Source organism: Curtobacterium sp. MCLR17_040 (assembly GCF_003234735.1).
Taxonomy (GTDB): Bacteria; Actinomycetota; Actinomycetes; order Actinomycetales; family Microbacteriaceae; genus Curtobacterium; species Curtobacterium flaccumfaciens.
The window spans coordinates 37,755-57,478 of record NZ_QKTE01000007.1 but is presented as its reverse complement, the minus strand read 5'-3'; the positions used below and the strand labels follow the sequence as shown (position 1 = coordinate 57,478).

The 19,724-nt window shown below is 72.4% G+C and carries 19 protein-coding genes; 7 read left to right on the top strand and 12 right to left on the bottom strand.

The window, feature by feature from the left end:
• Nucleotides 1–6: 6 nt before the first annotated feature.
• From DEJ01_RS08220 to DEJ01_RS08190, 7 genes are all read right to left on the bottom strand, one after another.
• The gene (locus tag DEJ01_RS08220; protein WP_110863438.1) at nucleotides 7–297 is read right to left on the bottom strand and encodes a hypothetical protein; all 291 of its coding nucleotides are present in this window, start codon (nucleotides 295–297) and stop codon (nucleotides 7–9) included.
• Between the two features lie 218 nt (nucleotides 298–515).
• Nucleotides 516–782: a hypothetical protein gene (locus DEJ01_RS08215; RefSeq protein WP_111233264.1), complete on the bottom strand. Its 267-nt coding sequence runs from the start codon at nucleotides 780–782 to the stop codon at nucleotides 516–518.
• A gap of 79 nt (nucleotides 783–861) precedes the next feature.
• Nucleotides 862–2,001 (bottom strand): cysteine desulfurase family protein, encoded by a 1,140-nt coding sequence (locus tag DEJ01_RS08210; protein WP_111092702.1) that lies wholly within the window; start codon nucleotides 1,999–2,001, stop codon nucleotides 862–864.
• 2 nt (nucleotides 2,002–2,003) lie between these two features.
• The gene (gene nadC, locus DEJ01_RS08205) at nucleotides 2,004–2,927 is read right to left on the bottom strand and encodes a carboxylating nicotinate-nucleotide diphosphorylase (protein ID WP_111092701.1); all 924 of its coding nucleotides are present in this window, start codon (nucleotides 2,925–2,927) and stop codon (nucleotides 2,004–2,006) included.
• Nucleotides 2,924–4,591, bottom strand: a complete 1,668-nt coding sequence (gene nadB / locus DEJ01_RS08200) for an L-aspartate oxidase (protein ID WP_111092700.1) — start codon at nucleotides 4,589–4,591, stop codon at nucleotides 2,924–2,926. The genes nadC and nadB overlap by 4 nt, the downstream gene beginning before the upstream one ends.
• 32 nt (nucleotides 4,592–4,623) lie before the next feature.
• The gene (gene nadA, locus DEJ01_RS08195) at nucleotides 4,624–5,895 is read right to left on the bottom strand and encodes a quinolinate synthase NadA (protein WP_111092699.1); all 1,272 of its coding nucleotides are present in this window, start codon (nucleotides 5,893–5,895) and stop codon (nucleotides 4,624–4,626) included.
• Between the two features lie 8 nt (nucleotides 5,896–5,903).
• Nucleotides 5,904–6,611 (bottom strand): NUDIX domain-containing protein, encoded by a 708-nt coding sequence (locus DEJ01_RS08190; protein ID WP_035808830.1) that lies wholly within the window; start codon nucleotides 6,609–6,611, stop codon nucleotides 5,904–5,906.
• 144 nt (nucleotides 6,612–6,755) lie between these two features.
• Between DEJ01_RS08190 and DEJ01_RS08185 the strand changes: the two genes are divergently transcribed.
• The 3 genes from DEJ01_RS08185 (at nucleotide 6,756) to DEJ01_RS08175 (ending at nucleotide 10,042) form a co-directional block, all read left to right on the top strand.
• Nucleotides 6,756–7,037 carry an acylphosphatase gene (locus DEJ01_RS08185; RefSeq protein ID WP_071247546.1) on the top strand — a complete coding sequence of 94 codons (282 nt, stop codon included), beginning with the start codon at nucleotides 6,756–6,758 and terminating at the stop codon, nucleotides 7,035–7,037.
• 167 nt (nucleotides 7,038–7,204) lie between these two features.
• The gene (locus tag DEJ01_RS08180; RefSeq protein ID WP_111092698.1) at nucleotides 7,205–8,686 is read left to right on the top strand and encodes an MDR family MFS transporter; all 1,482 of its coding nucleotides are present in this window, start codon (nucleotides 7,205–7,207) and stop codon (nucleotides 8,684–8,686) included.
• A 108-nt stretch (nucleotides 8,687–8,794) separates the two neighbouring features.
• Nucleotides 8,795–10,042, top strand: a complete 1,248-nt coding sequence (locus tag DEJ01_RS08175; RefSeq protein WP_111092697.1) for a D-arabinono-1,4-lactone oxidase — start codon at nucleotides 8,795–8,797, stop codon at nucleotides 10,040–10,042.
• Between the two features lie 24 nt (nucleotides 10,043–10,066).
• On the opposite strand, the gene DEJ01_RS08170 is transcribed toward DEJ01_RS08175, so the two are convergent.
• Complete coding sequence (locus tag DEJ01_RS08170; RefSeq protein WP_111092696.1) at nucleotides 10,067–10,576, bottom strand: 2'-5' RNA ligase family protein; 510 nt, start codon at nucleotides 10,574–10,576, stop codon at nucleotides 10,067–10,069.
• Between the two features lie 177 nt (nucleotides 10,577–10,753).
• Here DEJ01_RS08170 and DEJ01_RS08165 point away from each other — a divergent pair, with 177 nt between their 5' ends.
• Genes DEJ01_RS08165 through DEJ01_RS08155 form a run of 3 tightly spaced genes read left to right on the top strand, consistent with a single transcriptional unit; the run spans nucleotide 10,754 to nucleotide 13,421 of the window.
• Nucleotides 10,754–11,704: a MetQ/NlpA family ABC transporter substrate-binding protein gene (locus DEJ01_RS08165; protein ID WP_110863447.1), complete on the top strand. Its 951-nt coding sequence runs from the start codon at nucleotides 10,754–10,756 to the stop codon at nucleotides 11,702–11,704.
• Complete coding sequence (locus DEJ01_RS08160; RefSeq protein ID WP_110863448.1) at nucleotides 11,704–12,750, top strand: methionine ABC transporter ATP-binding protein; 1,047 nt, start codon at nucleotides 11,704–11,706, stop codon at nucleotides 12,748–12,750. Before DEJ01_RS08165 ends, DEJ01_RS08160 begins: the two co-directional genes overlap by 1 nt.
• Nucleotides 12,747–13,421: a methionine ABC transporter permease gene (locus DEJ01_RS08155; RefSeq protein WP_017888525.1), complete on the top strand. Its 675-nt coding sequence runs from the start codon at nucleotides 12,747–12,749 to the stop codon at nucleotides 13,419–13,421. Before DEJ01_RS08160 ends, DEJ01_RS08155 begins: the two co-directional genes overlap by 4 nt.
• A gap of 725 nt (nucleotides 13,422–14,146) precedes the next feature.
• Here DEJ01_RS08155 and DEJ01_RS08150 read toward each other — a convergent pair.
• A complete protein-coding gene (locus DEJ01_RS08150; RefSeq protein WP_071405095.1) occupies nucleotides 14,147–14,923 on the bottom strand; it encodes an endonuclease/exonuclease/phosphatase family protein in 777 nt (258 codons plus the stop codon).
• Nucleotides 14,924–15,056: 133 nt separating this feature from the next.
• On the bottom strand, nucleotides 15,057–16,466 hold the full coding sequence (locus DEJ01_RS08145) for an MFS transporter (protein WP_111092695.1): 1,410 nt from the start codon (nucleotides 16,464–16,466) through the stop codon (nucleotides 15,057–15,059).
• Between the two features lie 287 nt (nucleotides 16,467–16,753).
• Between DEJ01_RS08145 and DEJ01_RS08140 the strand changes: the two genes are divergently transcribed.
• Nucleotides 16,754–18,001 (top strand): hypothetical protein, encoded by a 1,248-nt coding sequence (locus tag DEJ01_RS08140; RefSeq protein ID WP_084740916.1) that lies wholly within the window; start codon nucleotides 16,754–16,756, stop codon nucleotides 17,999–18,001.
• 95 nt (nucleotides 18,002–18,096) lie between these two features.
• On the opposite strand, the gene DEJ01_RS18095 is transcribed toward DEJ01_RS08140, so the two are convergent.
• Nucleotides 18,097–18,588: a pyridoxamine 5'-phosphate oxidase family protein gene (locus DEJ01_RS18095; RefSeq protein ID WP_071405093.1), complete on the bottom strand. Its 492-nt coding sequence runs from the start codon at nucleotides 18,586–18,588 to the stop codon at nucleotides 18,097–18,099.
• A 381-nt stretch (nucleotides 18,589–18,969) separates the two neighbouring features.
• Nucleotides 18,970–19,632 (bottom strand): hypothetical protein, encoded by a 663-nt coding sequence (locus DEJ01_RS08130; protein ID WP_111092693.1) that lies wholly within the window; start codon nucleotides 19,630–19,632, stop codon nucleotides 18,970–18,972.
• Nucleotides 19,633–19,724 lie beyond the last annotated feature (92 nt).

Below are 19,724 nucleotides of genomic sequence, written 5' to 3'. Positions count from 1 at the left end.
CGGCTGTCAGGCGACCGGGATCCAGCGACCGCCCTCGCGCCGCGTGACGACGTCGGAGCGGATCTCGACCACGTCCCGCAACCCGTCGACTGCGGCGTCGCGGACGGCCGCGGCGGCACGGTCGTCCTCGGCCTCGAAGCGCACGACGGCACAGGGGACACCACGGAGCAGCCGGACGTCCTCGGCCTCGACCACGGCGTGTTCGCGCACCAGGGCGGCAGCGGCGGGCAGGACGGCGTCCGGGGCGGTGCCGGGTGCGAGGGCACCGATCGCCAGGGTCGCGCGGTACGAGGGCATGCGACGACGCTACCGGGGAACCGGATCCCGCCGTGGGCTGCAGGGGAACCGACGCCGCTCAGGGGTGCGGACGTCGACCCACGGCGGGATCGCGGTGTACGGCGGGACACGACGACAGGGGGAACGTCGCGCCCCGCGCCGGACGTCGATCAGGGGGTCGACATCCGGTCTGGGTCCACCGCGCGGCTCGGTTCAGGGGAACCGCACGGTGGTGGACCTCAAGGGTGTTCGGTGTCCTCTCGGTACCGGTCCGTCTCGGTCGGTGCGGGCATCGACCGGTGGGCGGCGGCTGGCCGGACCATCGGGAGCAGGGCACTCCCGGCGGTCGCGAGCGCTCCGACCACGGCGATGATCCCGAGCGGGGCCGTGCCGAGGTCGTGCTGCGCTGCCAGGGCGAGCGCGACGAGGGTGGCCGGCGCCGGCAGGAGCTGCACCGCTCGGAAGCGGTCGTCCCGTCGTGTCCGGGTCATCATCGCGTTTGCCATGACGACACTCTGACGCAGATCGGTTGTCCGCAGAAGGGGGGACACGTACCCAGAGATGGAGTAGAACGTCTAGTACACCTCAGGCGAGGGCGCGGACGGTCGCCACGGCGTCGGCCACGGCCCCGACGACGACCGGGACGTCGTCGGCCGTCAGGGCCGCGTCGAAAGTCAGGCGCAGCGCGGTGCGCGCCACGTCCTCGGGGATCCCGAGCGCCGTGAGCACGTGCGAGGCCTCGGTGCTGCCCGCAGCGCAGGCGCTGCCCGACGACGACACCACGTCGCGCTGCTCGAGCTCGAGCAGGACGGTCTCGCCGTTGACGCCGGGGAAGCAGAACGACGCGTGCCCGGGCAGCCGGTGCTCCCGCGACCCGGTGACGAACGCGCCGGGGACCGCGGCGAGCACGCCGTCGAGCACCGCGTCGCGCACGGTGGTCGCCGTGCCCTCCCCCGACCGCACCGTCTCCGCCGCCAGCCCGAGGGCGGTCGCCACCGCCACGGCGCCGGCAACGTCCTCGGTGCCGGACCGCCGTCCCCGTTCCTGTCCCCCGCCGTGCAGCAGCGGCTCGAGCGGGACGCCAGCACGCACGGCGAGCACCCCGGTCCCCTTCGGGGCGCCGAGCTTGTGCCCGGACAACGACAGCGCGTCGACGCCCAGGGCCCCGAGACCGATCGGCAGCCAGGGCGCGGACTGCACGGCATCGGTGTGGAACCGGGCCCCGACCTCGTGCGCCACCGCCGCGAGCGCGGGGACGTCCAGCACGGTGCCGATCTCGTTGTCGGCGTGCGCGATCGAGACGAGCGTGGTGTCCGGGCGGAGGGCCGCGCGCAGCACCGCGGGGTCGACGCGGCCGTCCGGCCCGACGGGCAGCACGGTGACGTCGAAGTCGTGGAAGCGGGCGAGGTACGCGCAGCTCTCCAGGACGGCCTCGTGCTCGATGGCGCTCGTGACGACGTGCCGACCGCGGGGTGCGGCGAGGGCGATCCCCTTGATCGCGGTGTTCGCCCCCTCGGTGCCGCCGGTGGTGAAGACGACCTCGGCGGGCCGGCACCCGAGCACCCCGGCGACGGCGGCCCGTGCGGCGGTGAGTCCCCGCGCGGCCTCGTCCCCGACCCCGTGCGTCGACGAGGGGTTGCCGAACACCCCCGTCAGGTAGGGCCACATCGCCTCGAGCACCTCGCGGCGGACCGGGGTGGTGGCGGCGCGGTCCAGGTAGAACACGGCTAGTCCCGCACCGGCACCGCGACGTGCTCCGTCGGCACCGCGACGTGCTCGGGCACCGCGACGTCGATGTCGAGTCCGAGGTCGAGCGCCCGCGCCGAGTGGGTCAGCGCCCCGACCGAGATGACGTCGACGCCGGTCGCCGCGATCGCCGCGACGGTGTCGAGCGACACGCCTCCCGAGGCCTCGACGAGCGCGCGGCCGGCGACGATGCCGACCCCGGTCACGAGTTCGTCCGGGGTGAAGTTGTCGAGCATGATCGTGTCGACCCCGGCTGCAACGACGGGTTCGATCTGGTCGATGCGGTCCACCTCGACCTCCACGTGCACGGTGTGCCCGAGCCGCTGGCGGGCCTGGGCGATCGCGTCGCCGATGCCGATCCCGCCGGCCAGGAGCACCGCCAGGTGGTTGTCCTTGGCGAGCACGGCGTCGGAGAGCGAGGTGCGGTGGTTGTGTCCGCCACCGCACCGGACGGCGTACCGCTCGAGTGCACGGAGGCCGGGCGTCGTCTTCCGGGTGTCGACGATCCGCGCCGAGGTGCCAGCGGCGGCCGCGACGTGCGCCGCGGTGGTCGTCGCGATGCCCGACATCCGCTGCACCAGGTTGAGGGCGACCCGCTCGGCCCGGAGCACGGCCCGCGCCGACCCGGTCACGGTCGCGAGGACGTCGCCCGCGACGAAGCGCGTGCCGTCGGCGACGTGCACGACGGCGTGGATCGCCGGGTCGACGGCGTGCATCACGGCGACGAACACCGCCCCGCCGCTCAGCACGCCGGGCTCGCGCGCGCCGAGGGTCGCGGTCGCGGTCGCCTCCGCGGGGATCAGGGTCTCGCTGGTGACGTCGCCCCAGGGCGCGTCCTCCTCGAGCGCGGTCTCGATCACGCGACGGAGCGCGTGCGGCGGGATGGTGCCGGGGTCGGTGGTCATGCGGGTACCTCCTGCGGGACGACTGCGGAGCCGTTGGCGCGTTCGTCCGTGTGCTCGTCGGGGTGTGCGTCGGTGTGGTCGGCGACCCAGGCGTACGAGGCCGGGGCGGTGGGGTCGGTGTCGGGGTGGTCGGTGCGGGCGTGCGCCCCGCGGGACTCGGTGCGGGCCTCGGCGGCGAGCGCGACGAGTCGCGCCAGGTCGAGGAGCGCTCGGTCCTCGTGCTCGCGCACGCCCCCGCCGGTCGGCGCGGTCAGCGCGTCGAGCTCGCGGCGTGCGCTGGCCAGCCCGACGGCGTCACGGAGCAGCCCGACGCGGTCCGTCATGACGGACTGGACCGCCTGCCGGACGGCACCGACGTCGTCGAGGTGGGTCGCGCCTCCAGGCAGGGTCGGACGGGAGGAACGGATCGCGTCGGCCGCTCGGGGCACGCTGGTGACGTGGAGACCCGCGTCCCCGCGCAGGCGGAGCAGGCCGGGTCGCGGTGCGCCGACCGCGTCCGCTGCGCGGACCGCGAAGACGAGTCCCTCGAGCAGGGAGTTCGAGGCGAGCCGGTTGGCGCCGTGGACGCCGGTGCAGGCGGCTTCACCGACGGCGAGGAGTCCGGGCAGGCTGGTGCGGCCCTCAGCGTCGGTGGCGATGCCGCCCATCGAGTAGTGCGCGGCCGGTGCGACCGGGACGCCCTCGCGGGTCCAGTCGAAGCCGGCGGCGCGGGTGGCCCGGGTGAGTCCGGGGAACCGCGTGACCAGGAACCCGGCGTCGAGGCCGGTGGCGTCGAGGAACACGGGTGCGCCGCCCTGGTCGCGCACCGCGGCGGCGATCCCCCGGGCGACGACGTCACGCGGGGCGAGCTCGGCGTCCGGGTGCACGTCGGTCATGAAGCGGTGCCCGGCGGCGTCGCGGAGGACGGCGCCCTCACCGCGGACGGCTTCGGACACCAGGCCGCCACCGGGGACGGCCAGCCGTGTCGGGTGGAACTGGACGAACTCCAGGTCGGCGAGGACGGCGCCGGCGCGCCAGGCGGCGGCGACCCCGTCACCGGTCGCGACCAGGGGGTTCGTCGTCTCGCGGTACAGGTGTCCGGCTCCCCCGGACGCGATGACGACGGCGTCCGCGTCGAGCCGGCGGGGTTCCCCGAGCAGGTCGAGGACGTCGACGCCGACGACCACGCCGCCGCGGACGACGAGGTCGGTCAGGCTCGTGCGCTCGAGGATCGTGACGTGCCGTCGGTGCAGTGCCGCGATGAGGGTGCGTTCGATGGCGGCTCCGGTCGCGTCACCGTCGGCGTGCACGACGCGCCACCGGCCGTGCGCGGCTTCACGGCCGCGGGCGAGGTCGTCGCCGTACCGGTCGAGGGTCGCCGGGTCCGACGACCGGTCGAAGGGCACCCCGAGGGCGAGCAGGTCGCGGACGCGGGCCGGCCCGTCGGTGCACAGGACCTCGACGGCCCGGGCGTCGGCGCTGCCCGCCGCGGCGACGTGGGTGTCGGCCTGGTGCAGCGCCGCGGAGTCGTCGGCACCGAGCGCCACCGCGATCCCGCCCTGGGCGTACGCGGTGGCGCTGTCGGCGAGCGCCCCCTTCGTCACCAGGGTGACGTCGTGCAGGGCACTGGCGCGGATCGCTGCGGTCAGGCCGGCGATGCCGGAGCCGACGATGACGACGTGCACGGTGGTCTCCCTCGTTCGGTCGGGTCCGCGTCTCAGCCGCGCGGCTTGGCGGCGAGCATGCGCTCGAGCGCGACCTTGGCGTCGGCCTGCACGTCGGCGGGGACGACGATCTCGTTGAGGACCTCGCCGCGGACGAGTGCCTCGAGCACCCAGGCGAGGTAGCCCGGGTGGATCCGGTACATCGTCGAGCAGGGGCAGACGACCGGGTCGAGGCAGAAGATCGTGTGCTGCGGGTACTCGGCGGCGAGCCGGTTCACCATGTTGATCTCGGTGCCGATCGCGAACGTCGTCGGCTCGGTGGCCGCGGCGACGGTCTTCCGGATCAGGTCGGTGCTGCCGGCGTGGTCAGCGGCGTCGACGACGGCCATCGGGCACTCCGGGTGCACGATGACCTGCACGCCCGGGTGCTCGCGGCGGGCCTGGTCGATCTGGTCGACGGTGAAGCGGCGGTGCACCGAGCAGAAGCCGTGCCAGAGGATGACCTTCGCCTCGAGCAGGTCCGCGGCCGTGTTGCCCCCACCCGGCAGGCGCGGGTTCCACATCGGCATCAGGTCCGTGCTGATGCCCATCGCCTTCGCGGTGTTGCGGCCGAGGTGCTGGTCGGGGAAGAACAGGACGCGCTGCCCACGCTCGAAGGCCCACTCGAGCACGGTCGCGGCGTTCGACGAGGTGCACACGATGCCGCCGTTGCGACCGCAGAAGGCCTTGAGGTCGGCGGCGGAGTTCATGTAGGTGACCGGGATCACGGGGACGCGGCCGTCGGCGTCGGGCTCGGTGCCGTACACCGCGGTCAGCTCCGCCCACGCGGCCTCGACGCTGTCGATGTCGGCCATGTCGGCCATCGAGCAGCCGGCGGCCAGGTTCGGCAGGATCACGCGCTGGTCGTCGCGCGCCAGGATGTCGGCCGTCTCGGCCATGAAGTGCACGCCGCAGAACACGATCGCCTCGGCGTCGGGTTTCGTCAGGGCGGCGTTCGCGAGCTGGAACGAGTCGCCGAGGAAGTCCGCGTGCCGGACGACCTCGTCGCGCTGGTAGAAGTGCCCGAGGACGACGACCCGGTCGCCGAGGGTGGCCTTCGCCCGCTCGATGCGCTCGTGGAGCTCGTCGGTCGGGGTCGTCTTGTACTCGTCGGGCAGGACGCCCTGGCGCGGGGCGCTCGTCGGGATGACGTCGGACATCGACGACCCCGGGCCGTACCCGGGGCGGGAGTCGAAGTCCCACGTCGGCATGGCGAGATCGGGCGTGCAGGTGCTGCCGCCGGCCTTGCCGTTGGAGATGAGTTCGATCGTCGTGGCGATGGACACGGGGCTTCCTATCGGTTCCGCTGCTGGTGCTGATCGGCCCCGGTCTGCAGCGGGCCGTTGTCCGCGTAGGCCAGGTCGGGGTTCGAGCGGTACAGCCGGGCCGGACGGTGCCGACCCCCGCTCGTGGTCTCGTCGGTCGGCAGGACCGCGTCGGTCTTCTCGACCTGCCGACGGAAGTTCGCGGGGTCGAGTGCTCGGCCGAGCACCGCCTCGTACACGCCGCGGAGTTCGGCGAGGGTGAAGCGGTCACCGAGGAACGCCTGCGCGATCCGCGAGTACGACATCTTGTTGCGCAGCCGCCACAGGGCGTACTCGACGATGCGGTCGTGGTCGAAGGCGAGCGGTGGGTGCTCGTCGGCCAGGAACCACCGGACGTTCCAGTCGTCGGGCACGACGTTCGCCTCGTCCGGGTGCACGAGTGCCCAGTACACGATCGACACCACGCGGCTCGGGGAGCGTCCGACGTCACCGAACGCGTAGAGCTGCTCGAGGTACCGCGGCTGGACGTTCGTCGTCTCACGCAGTCGGGCGGCCGCGGAGTCCTCGAGGCCCTCGTCGTCGCCGACCCAGCCGCCGGGGAGCGCCCAGGAACCCTCGAACGGTTCGGCGACGCGACGGACGAGCGGCATCCACAGCGCCGGGGCCCCGGTGTCGGGGTGCGGGCGCAGTGCGACGATCACGGTGGAGACCGCGACGCGGATGCCTGCTTCGTCCATGGTGGAGATAGTGTCAATCTGACTCGAAGTGTTCGGGTTGAGATGACACTATCACTGCCGACGCGGCGCGCTCGTCACGAGCCGGAAACAGATCGTCACGGGGCCGAAAACTCCCGAGGGGCCGCCGCGGTTAGCGTGGACGACATGACGACGGTGACGAGGGTGCATGCCGTGGTGTCGGGGACGGTCCAGGGGGTCGGCTTCCGGTACTGGACCGCTCGGAAGGCGGACGGGCTCGACCTCGTCGGCTACGCGAGGAACCTCTGGGACGGCACGGTGGAGGTCGAGGCAGAGGGACCCTCGGTCGCCGTGGACTCGTTGGTCGAGTGCCTGCGCACCGGGCCACCGTCGGCGACCGTGACCGACGTCAGCCTGCGGTCGGTGGTGCCGCACGGCGACGCCGACGGGTTCGCGATCCTGCACTGAACGGACGTGCGTGGGAGCTGCGCCGACGACCGGCGTGCTCGGCACCGATCGTTCACCTGCGGATGTCGGATCGAAGCGGAATAATCGCATCCACTCAGGGAGTTGGCCTGTCTGCGCGTCCTGCGCCACACCCGTTCCACCCGTCGTGACCCACCAGGAGCACCCGCATGACCCAGGCCGTCGATTCCGCCCCCCGCACGGGAAGCGTCTCGCAGCCGTCCGCTGCCGAGACCCGACTCGTGATCGGGCTGCTGCTCGTCTCCGCGTTCGTCGTCATCCTCAACGAGACCATCATGGGCGTGGCCCTGCCCCGGCTCATGGACGACCTGGACATCAGCGCCGCGACCGGCCAGTGGCTGACCACCGGCTTCCTGCTCACCATGGCGGTCGTCATCCCGATCACCGGGTTCCTGCTGCAGCGCTTCAACACCCGACCGGTGTTCGTCTGGGCGATGGGCCTGTTCTCGGTCGGCACGCTGATCGCCCTGCTCGCGCCGGGCTTCACCGTCCTGCTCGTCGGCCGCATCGTGCAGGCCAGCGGCACCGCGATCATGATGCCGCTGCTCATGACGACGGTCCTGACCCTCGTCGACCCCGCGCACCGTGGCCGCATCATGGGGAACATCTCGATCGTCATCTCGGTCGCTCCGGCCATCGGCCCGACGATCTCCGGCCTGATCCTCAACGCGTTCTCGTGGCGCTGGCTGTTCGGCTTCGTGCTGCCCATCGCGATCGCGGCGCTCATCCTCGGCATGGTCAAGGTCCAGAACGTCTCGACGCCGCGCAGGGCACCGATCGACGTCGTCTCGGTCATCCTCTCCGCCTTCGCGTTCGGCGGCATCGTCTACGGCCTGTCCAGCATCGGTGAAGCCGGTACGACCGGTCCGCTCGTCCCGGTGACCGCCCTGGTCGTCGGTGCCGTGGCCCTCGCGGTGTTCATCGTCCGGCAGACACGCCTGCAGCGCACCGACAGCGCCCTGCTCGATCTGCGCACCTTCCGCACCCGTGGCTTCACGGTGCCGATCGTCGCGATGGGCCTGAGCTTCATGGCGATGTTCGGCACGCTCATCCTGCTGCCGATCTACCTGGAGCGCGTCCTCGGCCTCGAGGTCCTGCAGGTCGGCCTGCTGCTGCTCCCCGGTGGGCTGCTGATGGGCCTGCTCTCCCCCGTCGTCGGGCGCATCTACGACCGCCGTGGCCCGCGCGTGCTGCTCATCCCCGGATCGATCATCGTCAGCGCCGTGCTCTGGGCGCTCTCCACCGTGGGCGTCGACACCAGCGTCTGGTTCGTCCTCGGTGCGCACGTGGTGCTGAGCATCGGCCTGGCCCTGACCTTCACGCCGCTGTTCACCGCGGCGCTAGGCGGGCTGCCCCCGAAGCTGTACTCGCACGGCAGCGCGGTGCTCGGCACGGCGCAGCAGCTCGCCGGTGCGGCGGGCACGGCCCTGTTCGTCACGCTGCTGACGATCGGTGCGGCCACCGCCGTCGAGGGCTCCGGTGCCCGTGGGGTCCAGGTGGCCACCGCGTCGGGCGTCGGCACCGCCTTCATGGTCGGCGCGATCATCTCGCTGTTCGGCATCCTGGCGTCGGTGTTCGTCCGCCGGCCCGAGGTGCCCGAGGGCGCGCCGACGCCCCCGCCCGTCCACTGACCGACGAGCCTCGCGCACCGACCGACGAGCCGGGCCGGACGCCGAACCCGTGACGGGACCGGCGCCCGGCCCGCGCCCGTCTCCGGACCGCGTGGCAGGGTGGGCGCCATGCGGTCGACGACGAGCGAGCTCAACTGGTCCGGCACGGTCACGTACACGGCCGGACGGGTGGTCCGCCCGTCGTCGATCGACGAGGCCGCCCAGGTCGTGGCCGACGCCGACCGGGTGCACGGCCTCGGCACCCGGCACTCGTTCAACGACGTCGCCGATACCGCAGGCACCCTGCTCGACCTGACCGGCATCCCCACCGACCTGGTCGTCGACACCGAGCACCGCACCGTCACGCTCGGGGCCGGCACCCGGTACGGCGACGTGGCGGCCGACATCGACCGTGCCGGGTTCGCCCTGCACAACACGGGGTCCCTGCCGCACATCTCGGTCGGGGGTGCGGTCGCGACCGGCACCCACGGTTCCGGCACGACACTGGGCTCGCTCGCCACCGCCGTGCGCGCGTTCGAGGTGCTCGGTCCGGACGGCTCCGCCCGGACGATCGACCGGACGGACCCCGCGTTCGACGGTGCCGTGCTGCACCTCGGACTGCTCGGCATCGTGACCCGGGTGACCCTCGACGTCGAACCCGCCTACCGGATGCGTCAGGACGTCTACGGCGCGATCCCCTGGGACACCTTCACGGCGAACGTCGCTGCCGTGCACGCCGCCGCGTACTCGGTGTGCGCCTACACCGTGTTCGGCGATGCGATCACCGAGGTCCTGGTGAAGTCGCGCGTCCCCGAGGGCGCCGAGGACGTGCCGGTCCCGGAGACCTTGGCCGGCGCACGGCGCCTGCCCGGCACCCCCGGCGACGACCGCCGGACCGCGCGCGACGGCTCGGTCGGCCCGTGGTGGGACCGCCTGCCGCACTTCCCGATCGGGTCCGTCCCGAGCCACGGGTCCGAGGTACAGAGCGAGCACTTCGTCCCGCTCCGGCACGCGGCGGCCGCCCTCGACGCGCTCCGGGGGCTCGCCGACCGGATCCAACCGCACCTGCACGTCTGCGAACTCCGGACGATGGCCGCGGACGACCTCTGGCTCAGCCCGACCCAGGGCGAGGACGTCCTCTGCATCGCGTTCACCTGGAAGAAGCACCCGGCAGAGGTCGCCGCGCTCCTGCCCGACCTGGAGTCCCGGCTCGCGGCCTTCGACGGCCGACCACACTGGGGCAAGATGAGCTCGCTCGACCACGCGGCGATCGCCGGGCTGTACCCGCGGCTGGCGGACTTCCGCGACCTCGTCGCCCGGGCCGACCCGGAGCGGACGTTCGCATCCGCGTTCGGCGAGCGGGTGCTCGGGACCTGACCCGGGCCTCCAGGCCGCGCCCCGCTAGTCGGTCGTGAACGCGAGCGGCGTGATCATCCGCGTCTCGCCATCCCAGTGCCGCACGCCGCCGACGTCGAGCGTCTCGGGCAGCGGCACGGCACGCAGCGCAGCGACGGCGCGCGGCAGGTCCTCGTCGCGCACCCGACGGGCCAGCGTGAGGTGCGGCGACCAGTGCCCGGGCACCGACGTCTCGACGCCATCGGGCGCGACCGCGTGCACCTCGCCGTGGAAGGTCGTGAGCGCCGCGTCGAGGACCACCGCGCGCACGAGGACCGACCGACCGGCACCCGCGGGGAAGAGCAGCAGCCCGCCGAGCCGGATCGAGGTCGGCACCGACGTGCGGAACCCGGCCGGCACGGGCAGCGTGTCCCCGGCGGCCAGGGTGACGTGCGGGGCGTTCGACGGCGACGGGTGCCGACCGAGGCTCGGCAGGTCGGCGTCGATCAGGGCCTGCCAGGCGGACCGCACGGCGGCGTCCGACTCCGGGCCGAGGACGAGTTCGATGCTGCGCACGATCCGAGTCAACCAAGTCGTGTCGGGACGCGTGCTCCGACGCAGGCGGCACGGATCGAGTGCTGCGTAACACGACGGAACGGAACTCGCACCGGGGGTGGACCGCACGTCACACTCGTCTCCACGCCGCGGACCACCGCGGCTCCCCCACACGCACTGCCCACGAGGAGCACCAGCATGTCCGCAGCCCCCGCACTGCCCGAGAAGCCGAAGGGCAAGCGCCCGATCGGCTGGATCGTCGCGGCCGCGATCGTCGTCGTGGCGATCGTCGTCGCCGTCGTCGTCGGCGCCCTCCGCTCCGGGAGCAACGACGCCGGTGCCGCCGGTGACGCCGCCCCGAAGACCGTCACGATCGGTGTCGCAGACAAGTCGCTCGGCTACTGGAGCACGTACACGAAGCTCGCGAAGGACAAGCTCAACGTCACCGTCAAGCTGACGAACTTCTCGGACTACTCGCTGCCGAACCCCGCCCTCAAGGACGGTCAGCTGGACATCAACCAGTTCCAGCACATCCAGTACCTGGCGGACTACAACGTCACCTCGAACGACGACCTGCAGCCGATCGGCTCGACCGCCGTGTACCCGCTGCCGCTCTACGCGACGAAGTACGACAAGCCGTCCGAGCTGCCCGCGAACGCGAAGGTCGCGATCCCGAACGACTCGATCAACCAGGCCCGTGCGCTCCTGATCCTGCAGGCGGCGGACCTGATCACCCTGAAGGACGGCGGCTCGGCGTTCTCCACCGCGGACGACATCGAGACGAAGAAGGTCGACGTCCAGCCCCTCGACGCCTCGCAGACCGCGAACGCGCTGCAGCAGGGCTCCGTCGCCGCCGCCGTCGTGAACAACAACTTCGCCACCGCCGCCGGCCTGCCGATCTCGGACGCGATCTACCAGGACGACCCCTCGAGCGCGAGCGCCGCCCCGTACGTGAACGTGTTCGCCGTCCGCGACGAGGACAAGGGCAACAAGACCTACCTCGACCTGGCGGAGCTGTTCCAGGACGACGCCGTGCAGAAGGCCTTCGCGAAGGACCTGCCCGAGGCGGTCGCCCGCGACGAGAGCGCCTCGAAGCTGCAGGACGAGCTCGCCCAGGTCGAGCAGGACGCGAAGGCGGCCAAGCAGTAGTGCCGGTCCTCGTCGAACTCCGCGGCGTCTCGAAGCACTACCGCCGCGCCGACACCGGCGAGACCGTGGTGGCCGTCGAGGACGTCTCCCTGGACGTGCACCAGGGAGAGGTCCTCGGCGTCATCGGGTACTCCGGTGCCGGCAAGTCCACCCTGGTCCGCCTGGTCAACGCGCTGGAACTGCCGAGCTCCGGCACGGTGACCGTCGCGGGCCGCGAACTGACGGCGATCCCCGAGCGGGACCGCCGTCTGGCGCGTCGCAACATCGGGATGATCTTCCAGCAGTTCAACCTGTTCCGGTCCCGCACGATCGCCGGCAACGTCGCGTACCCGCTCAAGGTCGCCGGCGTGCCGAAGGCCGAGCGGAACCGTCGCGTCGCCGAGCTGCTCGACTTCGTGGGCCTGCTCGAACGCGCCCACGCCTACCCGGAGCAGCTGTCCGGCGGCCAGAAGCAGCGCGTCGGCATCGCCCGCGCCCTCGCCGCGTCGCCCGACCTGCTGCTCGCCGACGAGGCGACCAGCGCTCTCGACCCGGAGACCACGTCCGAGGTGCTCGCGCTGCTCCGCCGGGTCAACCGGGAGCTCGGCGTCACCATCATCGTGATCACACACGAGATGGACGCCGTCCGGCAGATCGCCGACCGGGTCGCCGTGATGGAGCAGGGGCGGGTCGTCGAGGTCGGGGACGTCTACGACGTGTTCTCGACCCCGAAGACCGGCGCCGCGCAGCGCTTCGTCCGCACCGCGCTGCACGACCGGCCCTCCCCCGAGACGCTCCGGCGCCTGCGGGACCGCCACCCGGGTCGGCTCGTCACGGTGCAGATCACCGACGAGGCCGGGCTGCAGAACCGCATCGACGCCGCGTTCCGCGCCGCCGGGGTCACCGCCGAGCTCGTCTACGGCGGGGTCGGCGAGATCCGGGAGCGTCGGATCGGGTCGCTCACCTACGAACTGAGCGCGCCCGGCGCCGAGCCCGACGCCATCGATCGCGCGATCGCCGCACTCCGTGCCGACGGCGTCACGACCGACGAGGAGGCCGCCGCGTGAACAACAACTCGTTCCAGAGCGTGATCGACACGTTCGACGTCTTCCTCGCCGCCATCCGCGACACCATCGTGATGTCGCTGATCTCGCTGGTCATCGCCGGGGTCATCGGCCTCGCGCTCGGCCTGCTGCTCTACGCGACCCGGCCGGGCAACGTCCTCGGCAACCGCACCGCGTACACGGTGCTCAACGTGTTCGTGAACCTGATCCGCCCGATCCCGTTCGTGATCTTCCTCGCCGCGATCGCGCCGCTGTCGCGGGTCGTCGTGCAGACCACGATCGGTGTCCCCGCGGTGACCTTCGCGATCTCGTTGGCCGCGGCCTTCGCGGTGTCCCGGATCGTCGAGCAGAACCTGCTGTCGGTCGACCCGGGCGTCGTCGAGGCTGCTCGGGCCTCGGGTGCGCACCCGGTCTCGATCCTGCTGACCGTGCTCATCCCCGAGGGTCTCGGCCCCCTGATCCTCGGCTACACGTTCATCTACATCGGCATCGTCGACATGACGGCGCAGGGTGCGCTGATCGGTGGCGGCGGGCTCGGCGAGTACGCGATCACCTACGGCTCGCAGCGCTACGACTGGTGGGTGGTCTACGTCTCGGTGGCGGCGATCGTCGTCATCGTGCAGCTCGGCCAGTTCATCGGCAACCGCTTGGCGCGGGCAACGCTGCGTCGCTGACGCGGGCTCGCGGGCTCTGAGGGCAACCGCCTGGAGGCCCGGTGCCGGTCCACGAGACCGGCACCGGGCCTCCGGTGCGTCGCCGCCCCGACGGACGCGCCCAGTGTCGTGCGCCGAGCGGTCACGACTCCCCGCTCATCTCCGCCGAGGTCGCACGAACCGTCGCCCGGCGCCCCCCGCAACCGACAGTTTGCGACCACTCGGCGACGCACCCGCGGCATGTCGTGCAACCTCGGCGCGCGCCGCCGACGCGCCCGACGGCCCCTGCCGAGCGGTCACAACTCCCCGCTGACCTCCGCCGAGGTCACACGAACCGTCGCCCGGCGCCCCCGCAACCGACAGTTTGCGACCACTCGGCGACGCACCCGCGGCATGTCGTGCGACCTCGGCACGCGCCGCCGACGCGCCCGACGGCCCCTGCCGAGCGGTCGGAACTCCCGGCTCACCTCTGCCGAGGTCGCACGAACCGTCGCCCGCCGGGCCCGCAACCGACAGTTCCCGACCACTCGGCGCCGCGCACACGGCACGTCGTGCGACCTCGCCACGCGCCCTCCGACGCTCCCGACGGCCCACCGCCGAGCGGTCACGACTCCCCGCTCACCTCCGCCGAGGTCGCACGAACCGTCGTTTACCGGGCCCGCAACCGACAGTTCCCGACCACTCGGCGATGCGCACGCGGCATGGCGTGCGACCTCGGCGGCCGGCATCAGAGCCGCCGACGCGGGTCAGGCGGCGGGAGCCTCGACGGTGGTGACGGCGCCGGTCTCGCCGGGGTGCTCGTAGTGGGCACGGACCAGGATCGGGCGGTGGTCGGAGATGCCGGCCGGCAGGGTCTCGACGCCCGCGATGTGCAGGCCGACACTCGTCGCGAAGTCGAAGTGGCCGGTGAACTTGCGGTAGCGCAGGTACGTCGGCTGGTCGGACAGCGACAGCGCGAACCCGCCCTGCTCGATCTTGCGGCGCAGGTTCGTCTGGAACCACGGGTAGTTGAAGTCGCCGACCATGACCGCGGGGACGTCCTTCGCCAGCTCGCGCAGGAACTGGTGCGCGGCCTCGATCTGCTTGCGGCGCAGGGAGTTCGTCGCGGTCAGGGGTGAGGCGTGGAACGAGGCGACGACGACCTCGGCATCGGCCTCGGTGTCACGCAGGTGCATCGCGATGAGCCGCTCGTGCGCTGGTGCGAGGACCCGGTCGTGCAGCGACTTCTGCAGCGAGTGGATGCTGAAGTCCTGCACCTCGAAGCGGTCGTCGCGCTTGTAGATCGCGAGCCCGAGCCGGTTGGTGCGGGTCGAAGCGGCGAGCGAGAGGCCACCGATCGACGGTGCGAGGTCGTTGCTGTCGCACTCCTGCACGCACAGGACGTCGGCGTCGGACGCCTCGGCCAGTGCGGCGAGCTCGCTGTTCGCGGTGTGCTCGCGGAGGTTGTAACTGACGACACGGAGCTGCGTGGGCTGCACGGTCTGCTCTGATGCGATCGTGCTCTGCTGCTCTGGCGCGGCCATGCTGCCTTCCTGTCCGGGTGTTCCGGTCACCCTGCCGCGGTCACCGTACTCGGGTACCGCGGACGGTTGCTGAGACTGTAACGCCTGCCGGGTTTCGTCCGTGTGACCGTGACGGAAACGGACAGCGGCGGGATCAGGCGCGGACACGGCGGACCGGGCGGACGGTGTCGCCCGCTGTGCGACTCATCAGGATGCCCTCCACGCAGGCGACCACGAGCAGGGCGGCGATGACCCAGAACGCGGCCGCGTACGGCCCGTCGCCGCCCAGCCCGGAGGCCGCGCGGATGACCACGGCGGCGACCGCGACACCGAAGCCCGCGGCGGTCTGCTGCAGCGTCGACGACAGCGTGTTCGCGGGGGTCATGTCGGCCTGCTCGACGTCGGCGAAGGCGATGGTGTTGTACGCCGTGAATCCCACGGAGCGGGCGGCACCGCTGACGACGAGCAGGACGGCGAGCAGCCAGAACGGGGTGCCCTCGGTCATGAACGCCATCGCGACCACGGTCAGCGCGGCGACGGCCGACGACACGATGATCACCGGGCGGTAGCCGAACCAACGGAGGAACGGGGTCGTCATCGGCTTGATGCCGAGGTTGCCGACGAACACCCACAGGACGGCGGACCCGGCGAGCACGGCGCTCCAACCCCAGGCGTCCTGGAACAGCAGCGGGAGCACGAACGGCACCGCGGACACCGCCAGGCGGAACAGGCCGCCGCCGGCGTGCGACACCCGGAAGGTCTCGAGCCGGAACGCGTCGAGCCCCATGATCGGGTGCGGAGCCCGGCGGAAGTGCCGGATCGCGAGCCAGCAGCACACCGCGCCGAGGATGCCGGAGACGACGACCGCGGTGACCGGCACGACGTCGAGCGCGAGCAAGGACGCCATGACCACGAGCGAGCCGAGCCCGACGCAGGCGAGCAGCGACCCGAACCAGTCGAACGGCACCCGCTGCGCCGCACGCTCCTGCGGCACGAGCACCAGGGCGGCGACGAAGGCGATGACGCCGAGCGGGATGTTGATGAGGAAGATCCAGTGCCACGTCAGCGTCTCGACGAGCACACCGCCGATGAACGGCGCGATGATCGGTGCGGCGAGGGCCGGCCAGGTCAGGATGGCGATGGCGGTGACGAGTTGTTCGCGCCCGGCGCTCCGGAGCACGACGAGCCGGCCGACGGGCACCATGAGCGCCCCACCGAGGCCCTGCAGGATGCGCCACAGCGTCAGCTCGACCAGCCCGGTGGACAGCGCGCACAGGGCCGACGCGATCGTGAACAGCGCGATGGCCCCGGCGAAGACGGTCCGCGAACCGATCCGGTCGGTGAGCCAGCCGGACACCGGGATGAACACCGCGAGGGTCACGAGGTACGCGGTGATCGTGACGCCCACCGCGGCGGAGTCGACCCCGAGGTCACGCCCCATGGCCGGGGCGGCGGTCGCCAGGATCGTGCCGTCCAGGAGCTCCATGAAGAAGGTCCCGGCCACCAGCACGGCGACCGCCGTGCTGCGCGTCCGTCGTCTGGGTGTCGTCGCCGTCGTCGTCATCGCCCACCGAGACTATGCCCGCGGACGTCCGCGCCGTCACGGACGTCCGCGCCGTCACGGACGTCCGCGCAGTCACGGACGGGCCGCCCACCGGACGGGACACCGGACGCGACACCGGACGCGACACCGACCACCCGCCGGACGCCGCACCAGCCACCCACCGGGGGCGACGCAGCGCACACGACGCGGGACGGGCCTCCAGGCGCAGTTCCGGGCGATCCTCATGCTCGGGCCGACTACCCTGGCCGGGTGCCGACCCGACCACCCGAACGCCGAGGAACTCGCGCGTGAGCCGCACCGACAGCGCCGGTGTGGTCGCCGCGGGCACGGCCAGCGGTCGACGACGTGTCCTGGACACCGTTGCCTCGTTGCCGGCGTGGGCGGCGGTCCTGCTCGTCTGGACGGGCGGCCGGGTCCTGTCGACCCTGTGGCTCGCGCTCGCGTACCCGCTCATCGGTCGTGCACTGCCGGGCAACGCGATCTGGGGCAACGAGCACGGGTTCGGCGCCTTCCTGGTGGCCTGGGACGGGCAGTACTACGAGCAGATCTCGCTGCACGGTTACCCCGACGCGCTGCCGCTCGACGCCGCCGGCAACGTCGCGCAGAACGCCTGGGCCTTCCTGCCGGCGTTCCCCTTCACGATCCGGGCGCTGACCGCCTCGACCGGGGTGCCGTTCGAGCTCGGCGCCCCGCTCGTCGCGATCGTCGCCGGACTGCTCGCCACCTACCTGCTGCACCGCCTGGTGCGGGACCGCGCCGGGCACGCCGCCGCGATGTGGGCGGTCTTCTTCTTCAGCTGCGGTCCGCTGTCGTTCCTGCTGCAGGTCGGGTACGCGGAGAGCATGTTCCTCGCGCTGTCGTTCGGGGCGCTGCTCGCCCTGGAGCGTCGGCGCTACGGGCTCCTGACGGCACTCGGCGTCGCCGCGGCGTTCACCCGCCCCGGTGCCCTGGCGATCCCGCTCGTGCTCGGCGTCGTCGCACTCGTGCGGTGGGTCCGTGCACGGCGCGAGACCGGCAGGGTGTTCGAGGGCTTCCCGCTGCGCGAGCAGGTCCGGGTCGTCGCCGCGGGGTTGACCATGGTCCTCGCGGGGCTCGCCTGGCCGGTGATCGCCTCGCACGCCACCGGGACACCGAACGCCTACCTGGAGACCGAGATGTCCTGGTGGGTGAACTTCATCGGCCGGGTGGACTTCGTGCCGCTGACGCCGTGGTTCCTCATCGCGGGCCGCTGGCTCGGCGTGGGCGGGATCCTGATCGTGGTGTTCCTGCTCGTCGCGTACCCGATCTGGCTGCTCCGCCGCTCGACGCTGCGGCTCGGGCCCACGACGGTGCTGTACTCGGCCGCGTACGCGCTGTACATCTTCGCGGTGTCGCTGCCGATGGCCTCGACCCCGCGGCTGCTCATGCCGCTCGCGCCGCTGTTCGGGTCGCCCGAGCTGGTCGCAAAGCCCTGGATGCGGTGGACCTTCGTGACGGCCGCGTTGGCCGGGCAGCCGGTGCTGGTCGCGGTGCTGTGGCTGCTCGGCCCTCCGTGAGCGGCTGACGCGCAGCACTCGCAGGCACGCGCCCCGACATGACGCGACGCCGCCGTCCGGACAGGACGACGGCGTCGCGCGTCAGGCGCCTCGCCTCAGAGCTCGACCGTGCCGTGGTCGCCGGTGTCCGGCTGGCTCTGCTTACCGAGCGCCGCCTTGAACATCTGCACCAGACTGCCGACCGGCCCGGTGTCCTGGGTCCAGTACTCGACCGAGACCCCCTCGACCGTCAGCAGCCGGATCGACGGGTCCTGACGGCCCTCGGGGAACCAGGCCTCGGCGAACGGGGACCACAGCTCGTCGACGACCGAGTCGTCCTGGGTCACGGTCGCGGTCCCGGCGATGGAGAGGTACCCGCCCTGCGACTCGATCGAGACGTTGACGTGCGGGTTCCGCGCGATGTCCTCGACCTTCTCGCTGCCGTCCTGCACCAGGAACCGCAGGGTCCCGTGGAACGTCTTGTCCTGCACCGCGAGTGGCCTGGCGTGCAGGTTCCCGTCCTCGCTCACCGTGGTGAGCAGTGCCGTGTGGGCGCCGTGGACGATGTCCGAGATGGCGGCGCGCTGGTCCGTCTGTGTGTCGGTCATGGTGCTCCTTTGCGTCATGCGCCCCGCTCCTGCCGACGTGCGACCGTCGGTGCACGGGGCCGTACCGTTCCGACCAGTGTGCCCCTCCGGCGCTGGACGCGTCAGCCCGGCGCGTCGACGTGGTCCGGTCACGGTCGGCCTGGAGGCCCGATGCACGCCCGCCACGCCGCCCCCGCCCGGCGCGCGCCGGCCTCCGAGCCGTGCATGCGTGTGCAGGAAGCGACACCACACGCGTCGATCGACAGGTGGAACGTCGTTGCATGCACACGCACCGGATGCATGTGCATCGAGCGACCGGACACGAGTCGATCGACGCGCGAATCGTCGGAACATGCGCACGCACGGAACCGGCGGGCGGCACCGTGGGCGGGCCGGCCGGCGTCAGGCGGGTTCGCGGATCGTGGTCTCGACGTCGACGACCTGGGGGATCTTCGGCATCGAGGCGAAGCCGAACGCCACGGGCGGGTCGAGGGGCGCCAGGTCCCCGAGGGGCTCCCCCGCCCAGGTCCCCCGCACCCCGGTGACGTCGTGCGCCCCGGTGACGCCGTAGTACTCGCGCCGGCCGTTGCCCGCCGAGCCAGCGGTACCGGACCCGGGCGCGAGCAGCCGTGCCACGGGGTCGATCGCGGCGAGCCAGCGCGGGTCGCGGGCGATCGGCTTCGGGACGATGCGCAGGATCCGGCCGAGCGGCGAGATGCCGCCGACGTCGATCGAGGCCTGCAGTGCCCCGGCGGACAGCTCGAGCCCGCTGGCGGTGCGGCGGGCGCGGACGTCGACGACCGAGACGGTGTCGAACCGGTAGGTGCCGGAGACGTACGCGGCGACGATCTCGTCGGGCGCGAGCAGCACGCTGGTGCCGTCGGGGAGTTCGAGGAACACGTCCGTGAACGGGCCGAACGGCGAGCGGTCCCACATGCCGACGACGATCCGGACGCACGAGGTGGTGCCGACGCCCATGATCCGGCCGCGGAACCGGCGTTCGACGACGGAGTCGGAGGCGTGACCAGCAGCGGGACCGGAGGCGTGGTCGGGGCGTGACGACATGCCCTGGACCGTACCCGCGGCCCCCGTGAGCCGATCTCGGCGGCCGCCCCGGGCCTCCCGGCCGTCACCCGCGCGCCCGTGTCAGACCGACC

Coding starts and splice junctions, on each gene's coding strand:
- DEJ01_RS08190 (WP_035808830.1), bottom strand. CDS start 6,611: ATGGACGAAGCAGGCATCCGCGTCGCGGTCTCCACCGTGATCGTCGCA.
- DEJ01_RS08150 (WP_071405095.1), bottom strand. CDS start 14,923: ATGGCCGCGCCAGAGCAGCAGAGCACGATCGCATCAGAGCAGACCGTG.
- DEJ01_RS08145 (WP_111092695.1), bottom strand. CDS start 16,466: ATGACGACGACGGCGACGACACCCAGACGACGGACGCGCAGCACGGCG.
- DEJ01_RS08165 (WP_110863447.1), top strand. CDS start 10,754: ATGTCCGCAGCCCCCGCACTGCCCGAGAAGCCGAAGGGCAAGCGCCCG.
- DEJ01_RS08215 (WP_111233264.1), bottom strand. CDS start 782: ATGGCAAACGCGATGATGACCCGGACACGACGGGACGACCGCTTCCGA.
- DEJ01_RS08180 (WP_111092698.1), top strand. CDS start 7,205: ATGACCCAGGCCGTCGATTCCGCCCCCCGCACGGGAAGCGTCTCGCAG.
- DEJ01_RS08130 (WP_111092693.1), bottom strand. CDS start 19,632: ATGTCGTCACGCCCCGACCACGCCTCCGGTCCCGCTGCTGGTCACGCC.
- DEJ01_RS08175 (WP_111092697.1), top strand. CDS start 8,795: ATGCGGTCGACGACGAGCGAGCTCAACTGGTCCGGCACGGTCACGTAC.
- nadC (WP_111092701.1), bottom strand. CDS start 2,927: ATGACCACCGACCCCGGCACCATCCCGCCGCACGCGCTCCGTCGCGTG.
- DEJ01_RS08220 (WP_110863438.1), bottom strand. CDS start 297: ATGCCCTCGTACCGCGCGACCCTGGCGATCGGTGCCCTCGCACCCGGC.
- DEJ01_RS08185 (WP_071247546.1), top strand. CDS start 6,756: ATGACGACGGTGACGAGGGTGCATGCCGTGGTGTCGGGGACGGTCCAG.
- DEJ01_RS18095 (WP_071405093.1), bottom strand. CDS start 18,588: ATGACCGACACACAGACGGACCAGCGCGCCGCCATCTCGGACATCGTC.